The following is a 14469-nucleotide window of genomic DNA, read 5'->3' as shown; positions in this document are numbered from 1 at the left end:
GTCCCCTTAAGACTGCAAGACGTCTGTTAAACGATCCAGACGGCCACGAATACTGCCATCGATCACCATGTCACCCGCACGGATAATCACGCCGGCAATAACAGACTTGTCAATTTTGCAATTCAGCTTCACTTTGCGTGACAGACGTTTTTCCATCGCCGCAGAAATTTTAGCCTGCTGCTGCTCATTCAGTTCGGACGCAGATATCACTTCAACATCAATTGTTGATTCCAGTGATGCACGCAATTGGATAAATTGCAGGAAGACTTCTGGCAATACCAGCAAGCGACCATTTTCTGCCATGACACGAATAAAGTTACGAGCATGCTCATCTACCTGATCATCACATAAAGTGATAAAGGTATTGGCTAACGTTTCCGGTGCTAATGAACCGGAAAGCAGCTCACCAACCTGCTCATTGCGGGTTACCTCTGCAACGAACGCCAGCATGTTCTGCCAGTGTTCGAGAGATTGGTGTTCCACAGCAAAGTCAAAAGCTGCTTTGGCGTAGGGGCGAGCTACAGTAGCAAATTCAGACATGCCCCTCCCTCCTTACAGTTCAGCGACCAGTTTATCAACGATGTCGCTGTTAGCAGCTTCATCCACGGAACGTTCGATGATCTTCTCGGCACCTGCGATAGCCAACAGCGCAACCTGTTTACGTAGCTCTTCACGAACACGCTTGCTTTCAGCTTCAACTTCAGCATGAGCCTGCGCTACTATTTTGCTACGTTCCAGCTCAGCTTCAGTCCTTGCATCATCAATAATCTGGGCTCTTTGTTTATTAGCCTGTTCGATGATAGCGTGTGCGTCTGCTTTCGCTTTTTTCAGTTGGTCGGTCGCATTGGCTTGCGCTAAGTCCAGGTTCTTTTTAGCACGCTCTGCTGAAGCCAAACCGTCAGCAATTTCTTTCTGACGCTTTTCGATGGCCGCCATGATTGGTGGCCATACATACTTCATACAGAACAAAACAAACAGGACAAACGCGATGGCCTGGCCGAGGATTGTTGCGTTAATATTCACGGCACAATACCTCTATTTCAATTAATGAATCGGCTTAATTTTCAGTTCTGTAAGTTACTTGGTACCGACAGCGAACATCATATACAAGCCCAGGCCCACAGCGATCATCGGGATGGCGTCAACCAGACCCATAACGATAAAGAACTGAGTACGCAGCAGAGGGATCAGATCAGGCTGACGAGCTGCACCTTCCAAGAATTTGCCCCCAAGGATGCCGATACCGATCGCAGCACCGATAGCAGCCAAACCCATCAGAATAGCGGCAGCTATGTACAGCAGATCCATGTTTATATCCATGACAGTCTCCAGTTTGTTTCAGTTAAAACACTATTAATGATTGATAAAATTAATGCTCTTCAGATGCCATCGACAGATAAACAATCGTCAGAACCATGAAAATAAAGGCTTGTAACGTAATAATCAGTATGTGGAAAATAGCCCATGGTAAGCTGAGCATCCACTGTGACCAAAACGGTAAGAGAGCCGCAATAAGAATAAAGATCAGTTCGCCGGCATACATATTACCAAACAGTCGCAGACCGAGTGATATAGGTTTAGACAGCAAGCTAACCCCTTCCAAAATTAAGTTAATAGGAATAAACAGAGGATGATTGAAAGGCTGTAACCCCAGCTCTTTCGCAAAACCACCGATTCCTTTCATCTTAATGCTATAGAATAGGATGAGGACAAAGACGCCAAGCGCCATCGACATAGTGACACTAACATCTGCTGTTGGAACAATACGCAGAGCAGGCAGGCCGAAGACATGTTCACCGATTAAAGGAATAAGATCGATTGGTAGCAAATCCAATGCGTTCATCAAAAACACCCAGACGAACACAGTCAAAGCCAGAGGGGCAATCACTTTGCTCTTTCCGTGATACATATCACGAACAGTGTTATCAACGAAACCGATAATCATTTCTACTGCAGTCTGGAATTTACCCGGCACGCCAGCAGTGGCATTAACGGCAACCTTCCTGAATACAAACAGAAACAACATCCCTAATACGACGGAGAAAAAAAGCGAGTCAATGTTCAACGTCCAGAACGTCGCTTCATAGCCACTAGCTTGGGGATTGACCAACTCAAAGGTACGCAAGTCTAACTGAAGGTGTCTCAGGTGATGACTTATATACTCTGAAGTTGAAACTTCTCCTGATGCAGACATGATGCTTTTTACCCTTTTATTGTTAAAAACACTAACCGTTCATTACGGCAGGTGCGATGATCTGCACAATCAGCACCGCTAAATAGGCCACACCAAGTGGTGCAAATGCCGCCTTGAACACCCCTAAGGCAACTATCAGCATAGCTATCGAGGTGATAACTTTAACCCCTTCACCAATAGCGAAGAACCATGCAATGCGTACAGGTACACCCTCTTCTTTTACCTTTTGAAAGTGAGTGAGCAGCATAAAAATGACATTTGGCAGCCAAAATGCTAACCCACCAGCAAAAGCAGAAACGCCCCATTCGATACTTCTGGTATAAAAAGCCGCACTGAGAATAACAAAAGTCATTAACTGCAAAAGCAACAGTTTCAGTGCAATTTTACCGCTATAAAGGGATACAGACATGACTTTTGTTTTCTCCCTGAAGTACACCATTACATATCAGGCTTTGCTGAATGTTGTATAAAACTGTCTTTGCTTAAGAGTGTCAAGTGACAAAAACGTGCAAATTATACGGGCAGACGAAATGAATTCAATCCATAAGTAGCGAAAAAGTGAATAATAATTTAAATTTCTAACTTTGATGGTAGATTGCTCACAAATACTATTTAGTATTTTGTAACGTTTAATCTATCGAGCCCAAAAACAAACGTGATACATATCACATTCAATCAAAACATTAATACCGTTTACCATTAAATTTGTGATGGCTGCCTTTTATTTTTTCTATATAAAATCAAATAATTAATATTATAGCTATAAAGTTTTATTCAATATATCAGCAAAAAATCTTAAAGGTTTATTTTGAACACTTTCTCTAAAATTTATTTATAAAGAAAATGGATGTCTCTTCTTAGAAAGAACAATTTGCTCAATATAAAATGAAAGTTATTTTTCTGTGATCTATCGGTAAATAAATATGAAAAGATAGGGAAGATAATTAGTAACGTCCGTAACAATATAACTGTGGCTGACGTCACTAATTATTTAAACTTTTATTGATAAACAACAAAATCTGTTTTACTTAAGTACCACCAAATGGCGCTGCCCTTCTTGCTCAGGAACCAAAAGCGGAATGACTGCATCAAGACTGATCCCCGAAGGTAACTGAGTCAACTCCTCTTCCGGCACTATGCCTTTCAGCGCATAAAAGCGCCCATCAGTGGCTTTAGGAAGGTGATGGCACCATGACAGCATATCCTGCAAAGATGCAAAAGCCCTGCTGATCACTCCATCAAAAAGCACCTCAGGAGTGAATTCCTCAACCCTGCTCTGTACTGGCTCAACGTTAGTGAGCCCTAACTCATGTTGAACCTGGCGTAGAAAACGGACGCGTTTCCCCAAACTATCCAGTAAGGTGAAATGAGAGTCAGGCCGTACAATTGCCAGTGGAATGCCCGGTAAGCCGGGCCCTGTTCCAACATCAATAAAGCGAGTTCCCTGAAGGAATGGATTAACGACAATGCTATCCATAATATGGCGAACCAGCATTTGTTCCGGATCACGAACAGATGTCAGATTGTAAGCCTTGTTCCATTTGTTGAGCATATTAACGTAGTCAACAAGTTGCTGTTTTTGCTCCGACGATAAAATAATGTCTGTCTTCGCTAACAACGATTCCAATTTGTTAAACAAAACTTTGTCCTCTTAGGCACTACGACGCAATAAACCCTGTTTTTTCAACCATACCAGCAAGATGGAGATCGCTGCCGGTGTAATGCCAGAAATACGTGAAGCCTGACCAATTGTACTTGGTTTATGGTCATTCAGTTTTGCAACAACTTCATTCGAAAGTCCGTTGACTTGTTTGTAATCAAGGTCAACAGGCAATACTGTGTTTTCGTTACGTAGCTGTTTTTCAATCTCTTCCAGCTGCCGGGCAATATAACCTTCGTATTTAATCTGGATCTCAACCTGATCTGCTGCCTGAGGTTCAGTCAGCCCCGGTGAAAAACGTGGCATTGATGTTAGCAATTCGTAGTTCATTTCCGGGCGACGGAGTAAATCTTCACCATTGGCTTCTTTGGACAATGGGGTTTTCAGCACTTGATTGATCTCATCCAGGCTTTCAGAGTGTGGATGAACCCAAATATTACTCAGACGCTGGCGCTCTTGCTCGATCATTTCAACTTTACGGGAATAATGTTCCCAACGCATATCGTCAACTAACCCTAGTTCACGGCCTTGTTCTGTCAAACGTAGATCGGCGTTATCTTCACGTAACATCAAACGATATTCCGCGCGTGATGTGAACATTCGGTAAGGTTCTTTTGTTCCTAAGGTACATAAATCATCAACCAGCACACCGATATAAGCCTGATCACGACGAGGAAACCAACCGTCTTCTTCAGTAGCATAACGGGCAGCGTTTAGACCGGCCAATAATCCTTGAGCCGCGGCTTCTTCGTAACCGGTTGTACCGTTGATCTGGCCTGCAAAGAACAAACCATTAATAAATTTGCTTTCGAGTGTCTGTTTCAAATCCCGTGGATCGAAGAAGTCATATTCGATCGCGTAACCAGGACGGATAATCCGTGCATTTTCCATACCTTTCATGGAGTGGACTATCTGCATCTGTACGTCAAATGGCAGGCTGGTTGAAATCCCATTAGGATAAATTTCGTTGCTGGTAAGCCCTTCTGGCTCAAGGAAGATCTGGTGCGCATTACGATCGGCAAAACGCATCACTTTATCTTCGATAGAAGGGCAGTAGCGTGGGCCGATCCCTTCGATGATCCCCGCATACATCGGACTGCGATCCAAATTATTGCGGATCACTTCATGGGTTTTTTCGTTGGTATGAGTGATGTAACACGGGATCTGTTGTGGATGTTGATCCCTATTTCCCATGAAAGAAAATACAGGTGTTGGGTTATCACCAAATTGTTGTTCAAGTTGGCTGAAATCAATGGTTCTTGCATCGATACGAGGTGGTGTACCTGTTTTCAGTCGGGAAACACGCAAAGGCAATTCACGTAAACGATGTGATAAAGCGATCGCTGGAGGATCACCGGCACGTCCGCCGCTGTAATTTTCCAGACCAATGTGAATTTTTCCATCAAGGAAAGTACCAACTGTCAGAACAACAGATTTTGCCCTGAATTTCAGCCCCATACGAGTAACAACACCGGTAACGGTATCATTTTCAACGATGAGATCTTCGACTGACTGCTGGAAGATCATCAAGTTAGGCTGGTTTTCCAGTGCAGTTCTTACAGCCTGTCGATACAGTACACGATCAGCTTGTGCACGTGTTGCACGAACTGCCGGGCCTTTGCTGGCATTAAGTGTTCTGAACTGAATACCAGCCAGATCCGTTGCTTTTGCCATTAGGCCGCCAAGTGCATCGATCTCTTTTACCAGATGCCCTTTACCGATCCCACCAATGGCTGGATTACATGACATCTGGCCCAAAGTATCAATATTGTGAGTCAGTAATAAGGTTTGACGCCCCATACGTGCGGCTGCCATTGCTGCTTCAGTACCAGCGTGACCACCGCCGATAATGATGACGTCAAAATGTTCTGGATAAAACATGTGCGAACCTTCAATTGTAAGAATGCTAGTTTGCATTGGGGAGAGAATTCTACTCAAGTTTGGCCATTAGACCAAGTAGGAGTGATCGTCATTATTTAAAATAAGATCTTTTTATTTAAAGATCTCTTTATTAGATCTTTTATTAGGATCGCGATCATCTGTGGATAAGTGGATTTTCCATAGAAAGATCATGATGCTGAAAAGGATCATTTGCTGTGAATGATCCGTGATCCAACTCAGTATAAGCTGGGATCTAAATAGCTAGTTATACACAACCGCTAGATTGAAACATGATTATTAAATGGATAACTACGGGTTAACCCCTGCTTTTTAGCTAAGTTATCCACAGTTGATCGCTAAAAAATTAATCTGATCAGAGTAACTTTGCCCATTCTTTGACCCATTCTTCAGCTGGATCTTCCGGAATTTCGTGTTGCAGGATGTCTATTTCCAGTCGATCGCCGATCCTTTTTGCCTGCTGATCTTCTAATAATTGTTCCAATGATCTTATTGCACCACAAAATGTGTCATATTCTGAACTTCCAATCCCGACAGCGCCAAATGTTACAAGACTCAGATCAGGTTTCTGCTGTACGATCTCATTGGCGAGAGGTTGAAGATTTTCAGGTAAATCCCCTGCCCCATGTGTTGATGTGACGACAATCCATAGCCCATTCAGAGGCAAATCATCCAGTGAAGGGCCATGTAGTATCTCTGTTGAAAAACCAAGATTATCCAAGATCTCTGCCATATGCTCAGCAACGTACTCAGCGCTGCCCATTGTGCTTCCGCTGATTAAGGTTATCGTGCTCATCATGATCCTTGCTAAATTTAAAGAGCAACTATTGTACGTTGTGAGTCTGTCGGGATCTACCTGTGGATAATATGGTTATAGGTTTTTCAGGATCAGGGTTTGATAGTCCTCATGATCGGGTTTTGTAGTGAGATCAGTGTTTCCGTTGACTGTATTTCGTCAATAGTTTGGATCTTGTTAATAAGTACATCTTGAAGAGATTCGATAGACCGGCACATGACTTTGATAAAAATACTGTAATGCCCTGTTGTGTAATAGACTTCAACGACTTCATCCAGCATATCGAGCTTTTGTAATGCTGCTGGGTAGTCTTTCGCGCTTTTCAGGATGATGCCAATAAAGCAGCATACGTCAAACCCAAGTTGTTTAGCACTAATATCAACCCGAGTGCCGGAAATAATTCCCGCCTGCTTCATTTTTTCTACGCGAACATGGATCGTGCCCGGGCTGACTGCGAATTTTTTGGCTAGTTCAGCGTAAGGTGTACGCGCGTTATCCATTAAAGCATGAAGTATGTCTCGGTCTAAATTATCGATCTGATAAATTTCTGCCATTTTTAATCCCTATTTTTAAATGATATTCATTTTTATAGTGTAAAAATTATCGTTTATCTGCATTAGTGTATATTTTTATTATCAGATATTGAATTTATACTCTGTTTTGTTGCTTAATATATATCAACAGGACACAGGGTCACTAAAAAATTTAGAGAGCAGCATCATGAAAACATCCTTTATTGAAAAACAGCAGCAGATTAGTTTTGTGAAATCTTACTTTTCACGTTTGCTAGAGAAGCAACTTGGTTTAATCGAAGTGCAGGGGCCAATTCTGAGCCGTCTTGGTGATGGTACGCAGGATAACCTGTCAGGCCACGAAAAAGCGGTACAGGTGAAGGTTAAGACACTGCCTGATGCTACGTTTGAAGTGGTTCATTCTCTGGCTAAATGGAAACGTAAGACTCTGGGCCGCTTTGGTTTTCAGGCAGAACAAGGATTGTATACGCATATGAAGGCTCTGCGTCCTGATGAGGATCGCCTGACTCCTATCCATTCGGTCTTTGTTGATCAGTGGGATTGGGAAAAAGTAGTGGGTGAAGGTTGCCGCTCACTCGATTATTTAAAACAGACAGTGGGTAAAATCTACGAAGCGATAAAAGAAACACAACAAGCAGTAAGTAAGGAGTTTGGTCTGGCACCGTTCCTGCCAGATCAAATTCACTTCATGCACAGTGAAGAGCTTCTGAAACGTTACCCAGATCTGGATGCCAAAGGTCGTGAGCGTGCGGCTGCAAAAGAATTTGGTGCTGTTTTCCTGATGGGAATCGGCGGTAAGCTGTCTGATGGTCAGGCACATGATGTTCGTGCACCGGACTATGACGATTGGACAACAACAAACAGCGATGGTTTCCTTGGCCTGAACGGTGACATTATCGTCTGGAACCCTGTTTTGCAGGATGCTTTTGAAATTTCTTCAATGGGGATCCGTGTTGATGCTGAAGCGCTGGAGCGTCAGCTTGCACTGTCCGGTGATGAAGATCGCTTGCAGTACGACTGGCACCAGTCTCTGCTGAAAGGTGAGATGCCACAGTCTATCGGTGGTGGTATTGGTCAGTCCCGTTTAGTGATGCTGCTGCTGCAAATGGCGCATATTGGTCAGGTTCAGTGTGGTGTTTGGTCACCAGAAGTGATTGAATCTGTCGAAGGTGTCCTGTAATTCTGTTTTTTTGAAAGGATTAAGTTTTCAGTGCTGCCACTTTCGCAGTAAACGGCTTGTAATCCCGGTATCAAAGCGCCAGATGTAATCAAATATTCGCATGATACCGGGTTTCCCGTAATTGGACAGGGAGACCGCATGGAAGCGGTGTTGTTGGTGCTGTTGCAGATTTTGTACCTGATGGATTAGATCGCCCGGTAAACGCTGGGCAATGAAATCTGAAATTACAACAGCGTCAGCATCTTTCCAGATGTGTTGTTCCATTTTTCTTATTACCGTTTCTAGGCAGAAGGCCAGATCAGTTCCTCCCCTGAATGTTTGCCCCAGAAAATTCACTGCCTGAGTCAGCCCATTCTGCGATGTTAAGTCATAATGAATGATATCTGTGGAAAACAGCATGATATGACACTGGCGGTTATCAGCCAGTGCGATACGCATCAAAGCAAGGCAAAATGCTTTTGCACAACGTTCATTGAAGCCTCCCATCGAACCGGAAGTATCCACACAGACAATAAATGGTCCTCTGGGCTGCTTTTCGTTGTGATGATGAATAGCAGGTTTTAAAACAGTTTTTGTTTGCCAACTATTTCCCTGCAAGCGATAGGTCAGTAGTTTTTTTTCAACTAGTCGACGATAAAATTCGTACTCCAGTTCTTCAATCCCTAACATGGCCAGCTCTGTAGGCAGAACTCTCAGAATGTCATCACCTTGGTGAAGTCCGCTGACTTGTTCTGGCACAGTATCAGGAATACGTTCAGTTTGTGTGAATGACTCCAGAGCAGGGCTGTCTTTAGGAAGTGATTTAGCCGTTTGGCTATGACCCAGTAGTTGAGTCAGTCTTTCCAATTCTGGCTGTTGACTAAGAAACTCAGAATATTGAGTTAGTAGCGATATGTTATGTTCTGTAGGCTGAAACTGGCCTTTGCTCATATCCCATAGGCACCCCGCAGCTTGATCATTTTCATTGAATATAGGAGCAAGATGATTTGCTATTACTAATCGTTTCTGGATCTCTGTCAGAAAAAGATCCTTTTCTTGTTCCAATAATGTCTTATGAATTGCCGTTGTTTGATGGATCAGACATGCGCGCCAGTGTTGAATAAACAATATGTGCCCAGCTTTGCTGCCCTGAAATGATCGCTGACATAATTTATAAGCATCATTAGCAAAAGAGGATTTAATTTTTTCTATCTTTTCAACAATGTGGGGTAATTTCTGAAAAAACTCAGCAGGTTCCATTATTGTTACTTGTTGATATAAATAAAATTCCTCAGCCAGAGGTGGAGGAATAAAGGTTTCCTCGATCCTTTGCTGCAATGTTTTTCGCCAGTCTGGAATTTCTTTCAGTAATGCTTGTTTTATTCCGGGAAAATTTTTAAAGAAGATGATCAATTGAGGAGTGTTTAAGAATGTTAAGATAATTTCCTCGATCAAATCGCTTTCATTTATGGCGAGTAGAAGATCGAGAGCAGGCAGAGTTAGCATGTCATTACCCCATTTTTGATCTCAATTTCTGAAGCTCCTCGGTTAATTGGGAAAAACTTAGCTCAATATCAGCCAGCCAATGTGTCTCGATAAATAAGCAGGGCTGATGTTGGCTAAACAATTGATGCTGGTGTTGGATTTCATCGCCAATAGATAAGAGTTTTTCCTTCCACTGTACCTGCTCTTTTTTCAGGGTTATCTGTTTTTGTTCAGATAGACATAACACTGCACTATTTCGGCTGATATCCAGCATTTCAATTTGATTTTTTTTGTTAACTTCAAAAGGAATTTTTTGTGGAAAACCAATTCCATTTAACCGGACAGATAAAGTGTCACTGTTCTTTTTAAGGGATTTTTCCAGATGAGATTTATCTACTTCGATAAAATTAACAGCGAGATCATGTAAATTTAATGAAGGTGACAGAAATAGTGTCAGCTTCTCACCGATTATATTTTCAGGGAGCAAATAGTAAGTATGGTGACCAAAAACTGATAATTTTGTGGTTAGCTGTAAAGGTGGATGAGGGGTTTCATCTTGTCTGGCTTTCATCCACTGTTGGTATAGAACTTCCATTTTGTGGGTTAAAGAGCGTTGTTGATAAGCTTGTTCTGTCAGTAAATTATGCAGAAGTTGAGGGGTAAGTTTTAAAGTATTCAGATCGTGCCATAGACAGTCTTTTAGTAGAACGAGATCCAGGGGAGATATAGAGTTTCTTCCACTGAAAAAAGCACTGGCCTGTAACAAACGAATAGATTTTTTCCATCGGCGATCCGAGGTATGAGGCGTATTTTCCATAGCATTAATTTGCTGACGCAGCTGATAGATCAACTCGAAAATAGGGATCGGAAGGGAGATGTGGCTGATTTTATTCTGCCATTGATCAAGCTCTTCATGGATAATTTGAAAGTGATCGGGTACAGGATTGGTATTTTCATTGCTGTGATCTGTGAGTAAAGCATGAAAACTTTTCTTTTCCTGAATATTATCCAGCCAAAGCCGGATCAGAATGCGATCATAAAGTGCTTCCAGGCCATTATTGGCATCAGGTAGTTCATTAGACGCGGTGATCAACAACCTCATTGGTAATTGTTCTTCCTGATTGCCATTTCTGAATTTTTTTTCATTTATTGCTGTTAGTAGCGTATTTAAAATAGCAGGCCCTGCTTTCCAGATTTCATCTAAAAAAACAATTTCAGCCTCAGGCAAATAGCCTTCAGTAAGACGCTGGTAACGGCCTTCATCCTTTAACGCCTGAATAGAGAGAGGGCCGAAAATCTCTTCCGGGGTGGAAAAACGTGTCATCAGGTATTCAAAATGACGGGCATTCTGAAAAGCAAATTTTATCCGACGCGCGATTAGGCTCTTGGCTATGCCCGGAGGTCCGAGAAGGAAAACGCTTTCTCCACATAAAGCAGCCAGTAGACAAAGCCTGATGGTCTGTCGTCTTTCATACAACCCACTTTCCAGATACTGACTTAGCCGGGCTATTTTCTCAACCAATTGCATATCGTGAACACCATAGCTCAAATAGTAACTCTCCTTTATTTATAGGTAAAAAACTATCTATGCAAAGGTTTTGATGAATATTTGTTGAATTTTTGTTGCACTGCCAATTTCTGGTTCTACCTATGGAATTGATTTAGCATTAACTTTGTGGGGTATCTGAAGTGATACTTGTAAAAGATGTAGATATTTATCGAGAACAAAAACTGATACCACTATTACCGTTCACAGAGTGTATTACTAAAAATCATTGTCATTGTACGATTGTTATTTTTGATAACTGAAGGATCCTTGAACAGGAGTAAATATAATGCGTAAGGCAAAACTGGTAGTGATGGGAAGTATTAACGTCGATCATATATTGAATCTTAAATCGTTTCCTCAGGCAGGGGAAACGGTGCAGGGGCAACAGTATCAGGTAGCATTCGGGGGAAAAGGTGCAAATCAGGCAGTTGCTGCTGGTCGCTGTGGGGCTGATATTACATTTATTGCCTGTGTTGGTCAGGATGATGCTGGTCAACGTATTCGTCAGCAATTAATAGAAGATAATATCAATACTTCTGCCATAGAAATGATTGAAGGTGAAACAACAGGAGTCGCTCTGATTTTTGTTAATCAACAGGGCGAAAATGTTATTGGTATTAATGCGGGTGCAAATGGTGCACTGATACCAAAATATCTCCGCTACCATGAACAAGTTATTAGGGAGGCAGATGCGTTACTGCTGCAGTTGGAAACACCATTAGAGACTGTATTGTTGGCTGCGGAGATAGCGAAAAAATATCATACCAAAGTGATCCTTAATCCTGCTCCAGCCCAAAAAATCTCAGATAAACTACTTTCTCTGGTAGATATTATTACTCCTAATGAAACAGAAGTAGAATATCTGACAGGTATTGCCGTAACAGATGATTCAGGAGCAGAAAAAGCGGCTCATGTTCTGCATAATAAAGGAATAGAGACAGTTATCATTACATTAGGGAGTCGTGGAGTATGGCTCAGCGAACAAGGTAAGCAAGGTAAAGTGATTGCTGGGTTTCAGGTAAAAGCTATCGATACGATTGCTGCAGGAGATACATTTAATGGAGCTTTGGTTACGGGACTATTAGAAGGAAAAGAAATTTTATCAGCAATTCGTTTTGCCCATGCAGCGGCGGCGATAGCAGTGACTCGTCGTGGAGCACAGCCTTCTATTCCTTGGCGAAATGAAGTTGATGAGTTTTTGTCTGAGCAAGGTTAACCGGAATAATCATCAAAGTACGTTGCCCGCCTTGCGGGCGTAACATCATTTTTTAGGCCGCTTTTTCTTAACCAAGTTGATACCATCCTCTTTCTTTAAGAACAGAAAGATAAAGGCAGAAGTTAGCGTAATCATACCTATCGTAAGAAAGGTATAGTGAAAGTTATCTATAGTAGAACCATAATTTGTTGCATCATAAAACCGCAGGATTGCCGCACTGACTGTGACCCCTAAGCTAATGGATAATTGTTGGGCTACAGAAAGCAGGCTATTCCCAGTACTTGCATTATTATCGTTTAAGTCACCAAGAGTAATTGTGTTCATCGCTGTAAATTGAGTAGACATAACCATTCCCAATATAAATAGAGGGATAATCAAAAACACGAGTGACAGTTCTGGGGATTGCAGCGAAAACTGGGCAATCATGAGACCGATAATGATTGTGATCCAGAGTAAGGTATTTCTGTATCCGAATCGTGACAGTATCCGAGAGACAAAAGATTTGGCTAGAATAGCGCCAATGGCATTCGGTGCCATCATAATGCCTGCAATAATAGCTGAATAACCGAAACCTACCTGTAGCATCAGCGGAATAAGAAAAGAAAGTGAGCCAGTACTTAAACGCGTCACAATATTACTGCCGATACCAACCGAGAATGTCCTAGTTTCAAATAAACTAAGACTGATAAGTGGGTTGGGGTGTCTTTTGGCATAAAAACAATACCCGAATAGCATCATAATCCCGGAAGCGAATACTACAGCGGGAACATAGTTCGGTAATGGGCTATTACCAAATAAATCCAGACTGACTGAAATCATCACTAAGCTTGAACTGAACATCACAAATCCAGCAAAATCAAAGGGACTTTTTGGCATAGTAAAGTTGGGCATATGTTTTTTGGCGTAAATAATGCCTAATAAGCCAATGGGGATATTGATAATGAATATCCAGTGCCAAGTTGCATAAGTTACTAATACCCCACCAAGCAGAGGTCCTAAAATAGGGCCTACTAATCCGGGCATCGTGACAAAATTCAGCACAGATAATAGTTCGCTACGCGGATAAGCCCGTAATAAAGCCAAACGAGCAACGGGCATCATCATTGCGCCGCCGATCCCCTGCACAACGCGTGAAATGACTAAAAAAGAAAGTGAGCTGGATAATGCACAGGCAAGAGAACCTAAAGAAAATAAGGACACGGCATAAATGAAAACCCGCCGAGTACCAAACCTATCTGCTAACCAACCACTGACTGGAATCAACATTGCTACAGTTAATGTGTAACTGACAATAGCTGGCTGCATTGCTAATGGAGAGTGGTTTAGGCTTTTTGCAATTGCCGGAAGTGCGGTATTCAGGATTGTTGCATCCAGGGATTGCATAAAAAAAGCCATTGCTGCAATCCAAGGCAATCCGGACATGCTGCGCGCAGATTTGACCATTAGATGTCCTGTGATGTTGTCATGATGATTATTTGGTAACTAAGTATCATTTTAATGCATAAAAATATACCCAGTAGATTTCTAGTTTCGCAGCATGAATTTTAAAATCGCTTTAGATGCCATCAATAATTGAATTCAAAATGAACATTTTTGCTGAATTTGTTGAAAAAAAAAACGAACGAAAAAAAAATGCAAAAAAACTATTGTCAGGGCCGAAAAACTCCCTATAATGCGCCACCACTGACCGACGCTGAGCTGCAACATGCCGCGAAGGCCAGCGGCAGGAAAGCGAAAATAATCGCTTGACTCCGGAGGCAAAAAGCGTAAGATACGCAGCCTCGCAACCCGGAACGAAAGGTTCGGTTGCCATTGCTCTTTAACAAATTAATCAGACAATCTGTGTGGGCACTCGCAAGACACTATCGACAGCCGAAAGGCAAAAAAAGATTAAAGTCTTGAAGAGTGACTGAAGCAGTTAATTCATTACGAACTAACAGTAACGATTCTTTGAGCATCAAACTTTTAATTGAAGAGT

At 42.1% G+C, this 14469-nt stretch carries 15 protein-coding genes; 2 read left to right on the top strand and 13 right to left on the bottom strand.

Annotation, left to right across the window (positions count from 1 at the left end):
- Positions 1 to 6: 6 nt before the first annotated feature.
- The 9 genes from atpH to asnC all read right to left on the bottom strand — a co-directional run bounded on the left by atpH (position 7) and on the right by asnC (position 7103).
- Positions 7 to 540: a F0F1 ATP synthase subunit delta gene (atpH, locus tag Xsto_RS06595; RefSeq protein WP_099124460.1), complete on the bottom strand. Its 534-nt coding sequence runs from the start codon at positions 538 to 540 to the stop codon at positions 7 to 9.
- A 12-nt stretch (positions 541 to 552) separates the two neighbouring features.
- A complete protein-coding gene (gene atpF / locus Xsto_RS06590) occupies positions 553 to 1023 on the bottom strand; it encodes a F0F1 ATP synthase subunit B (RefSeq protein WP_099110082.1) in 471 nt (156 codons plus the stop codon).
- A 54-nt stretch (positions 1024 to 1077) separates the two neighbouring features.
- Complete coding sequence (gene atpE, locus Xsto_RS06585; protein WP_038266976.1) at positions 1078 to 1320, bottom strand: F0F1 ATP synthase subunit C; 243 nt, start codon at positions 1318 to 1320, stop codon at positions 1078 to 1080.
- Positions 1321 to 1369: 49 nt separating this feature from the next.
- Entirely contained in the window at positions 1370 to 2194 is an 825-nt protein-coding gene (gene atpB, locus Xsto_RS06580) for a F0F1 ATP synthase subunit A (protein WP_099110083.1), read from the bottom strand.
- A 31-nt stretch (positions 2195 to 2225) separates the two neighbouring features.
- Positions 2226 to 2603 carry a F0F1 ATP synthase subunit I gene (atpI, locus tag Xsto_RS06575; protein WP_099110084.1) on the bottom strand — a complete coding sequence of 126 codons (378 nt, stop codon included), beginning with the start codon at positions 2601 to 2603 and terminating at the stop codon, positions 2226 to 2228.
- A 615-nt stretch (positions 2604 to 3218) separates the two neighbouring features.
- The gene (rsmG, locus tag Xsto_RS06570; protein WP_099124458.1) at positions 3219 to 3833 is read right to left on the bottom strand and encodes a 16S rRNA (guanine(527)-N(7))-methyltransferase RsmG; all 615 of its coding nucleotides are present in this window, start codon (positions 3831 to 3833) and stop codon (positions 3219 to 3221) included.
- A gap of 12 nt (positions 3834 to 3845) precedes the next feature.
- The gene (gene mnmG / locus Xsto_RS06565; RefSeq protein WP_099124456.1) at positions 3846 to 5735 is read right to left on the bottom strand and encodes a tRNA uridine-5-carboxymethylaminomethyl(34) synthesis enzyme MnmG; all 1890 of its coding nucleotides are present in this window, start codon (positions 5733 to 5735) and stop codon (positions 3846 to 3848) included.
- A 373-nt stretch (positions 5736 to 6108) separates the two neighbouring features.
- On the bottom strand, positions 6109 to 6549 hold the full coding sequence (gene mioC / locus Xsto_RS06560; protein WP_099110087.1) for an FMN-binding protein MioC: 441 nt from the start codon (positions 6547 to 6549) through the stop codon (positions 6109 to 6111).
- 92 nt (positions 6550 to 6641) lie between these two features.
- Entirely contained in the window at positions 6642 to 7103 is a 462-nt protein-coding gene (gene asnC / locus Xsto_RS06555; RefSeq protein WP_099110088.1) for a transcriptional regulator AsnC, read from the bottom strand.
- A gap of 166 nt (positions 7104 to 7269) precedes the next feature.
- On the opposite strand from asnC, the gene asnA reads away from it, so the two are divergent.
- The gene (asnA, locus tag Xsto_RS06550) at positions 7270 to 8262 is read left to right on the top strand and encodes an aspartate--ammonia ligase (protein ID WP_099121050.1); all 993 of its coding nucleotides are present in this window, start codon (positions 7270 to 7272) and stop codon (positions 8260 to 8262) included.
- A gap of 27 nt (positions 8263 to 8289) precedes the next feature.
- Here asnA and viaA read toward each other — a convergent pair whose 3' ends face one another.
- Together viaA and ravA are read right to left on the bottom strand one after the other, a co-directional pair.
- Positions 8290 to 9747: an ATPase RavA stimulator ViaA gene (viaA, locus tag Xsto_RS06545; protein WP_099124455.1), complete on the bottom strand. Its 1458-nt coding sequence runs from the start codon at positions 9745 to 9747 to the stop codon at positions 8290 to 8292.
- Positions 9748 to 9751: 4 nt separating this feature from the next.
- The gene (gene ravA, locus Xsto_RS06540) at positions 9752 to 11254 is read right to left on the bottom strand and encodes an ATPase RavA (protein WP_099124454.1); all 1503 of its coding nucleotides are present in this window, start codon (positions 11252 to 11254) and stop codon (positions 9752 to 9754) included.
- Positions 11255 to 11561: 307 nt separating this feature from the next.
- Here ravA and rbsK point away from each other — a divergent pair, with 307 nt between their 5' ends.
- Complete coding sequence (gene rbsK, locus Xsto_RS06535; RefSeq protein WP_099124453.1) at positions 11562 to 12491, top strand: ribokinase; 930 nt, start codon at positions 11562 to 11564, stop codon at positions 12489 to 12491.
- A 45-nt stretch (positions 12492 to 12536) separates the two neighbouring features.
- Here the strand turns inward: rbsK and mdtD are convergent, their stop codons facing one another.
- Both mdtD and Xsto_RS21375 read right to left on the bottom strand, forming a co-directional pair.
- Complete coding sequence (mdtD, locus tag Xsto_RS06530; protein WP_099124452.1) at positions 12537 to 13934, bottom strand: multidrug transporter subunit MdtD; 1398 nt, start codon at positions 13932 to 13934, stop codon at positions 12537 to 12539.
- A 112-nt stretch (positions 13935 to 14046) separates the two neighbouring features.
- Entirely contained in the window at positions 14047 to 14304 is a 258-nt protein-coding gene (locus Xsto_RS21375; protein ID WP_169926600.1) for a hypothetical protein, read from the bottom strand.
- Between the last annotated feature and the right edge of the window lie 165 nt (positions 14305 to 14469).

The organism is Xenorhabdus stockiae, from assembly GCF_002632825.1.
Classification (GTDB): Bacteria; Pseudomonadota; Gammaproteobacteria; order Enterobacterales; family Enterobacteriaceae; genus Xenorhabdus; species Xenorhabdus stockiae.
The sequence above is the reverse complement of the archived record's forward strand: the minus strand, read 5'-3'. Positions and strand labels throughout refer to the sequence as shown.

Coding starts and splice junctions, on each gene's coding strand:
- atpH (WP_099124460.1), bottom strand. CDS start 540: ATGTCTGAATTTGCTACTGTAGCTCGCCCCTACGCCAAAGCAGCTTTT.
- atpE (WP_038266976.1), bottom strand. CDS start 1,320: ATGGATATAAACATGGATCTGCTGTACATAGCTGCCGCTATTCTGATG.
- atpB (WP_099110083.1), bottom strand. CDS start 2,194: ATGTCTGCATCAGGAGAAGTTTCAACTTCAGAGTATATAAGTCATCAC.
- atpI (WP_099110084.1), bottom strand. CDS start 2,603: ATGTCTGTATCCCTTTATAGCGGTAAAATTGCACTGAAACTGTTGCTT.
- mnmG (WP_099124456.1), bottom strand. CDS start 5,735: ATGTTTTATCCAGAACATTTTGACGTCATCATTATCGGCGGTGGTCAC.
- mioC (WP_099110087.1), bottom strand. CDS start 6,549: ATGAGCACGATAACCTTAATCAGCGGAAGCACAATGGGCAGCGCTGAG.
- asnC (WP_099110088.1), bottom strand. CDS start 7,103: ATGGCAGAAATTTATCAGATCGATAATTTAGACCGAGACATACTTCAT.
- asnA (WP_099121050.1), top strand. CDS start 7,270: ATGAAAACATCCTTTATTGAAAAACAGCAGCAGATTAGTTTTGTGAAA.
- viaA (WP_099124455.1), bottom strand. CDS start 9,747: ATGCTAACTCTGCCTGCTCTCGATCTTCTACTCGCCATAAATGAAAGC.
- ravA (WP_099124454.1), bottom strand. CDS start 11,254: ATGCAATTGGTTGAGAAAATAGCCCGGCTAAGTCAGTATCTGGAAAGT.
- rbsK (WP_099124453.1), top strand. CDS start 11,562: ATGCGTAAGGCAAAACTGGTAGTGATGGGAAGTATTAACGTCGATCAT.
- mdtD (WP_099124452.1), bottom strand. CDS start 13,934: ATGGTCAAATCTGCGCGCAGCATGTCCGGATTGCCTTGGATTGCAGCA.
- Xsto_RS21375 (WP_169926600.1), bottom strand. CDS start 14,304: ATGGCAACCGAACCTTTCGTTCCGGGTTGCGAGGCTGCGTATCTTACG.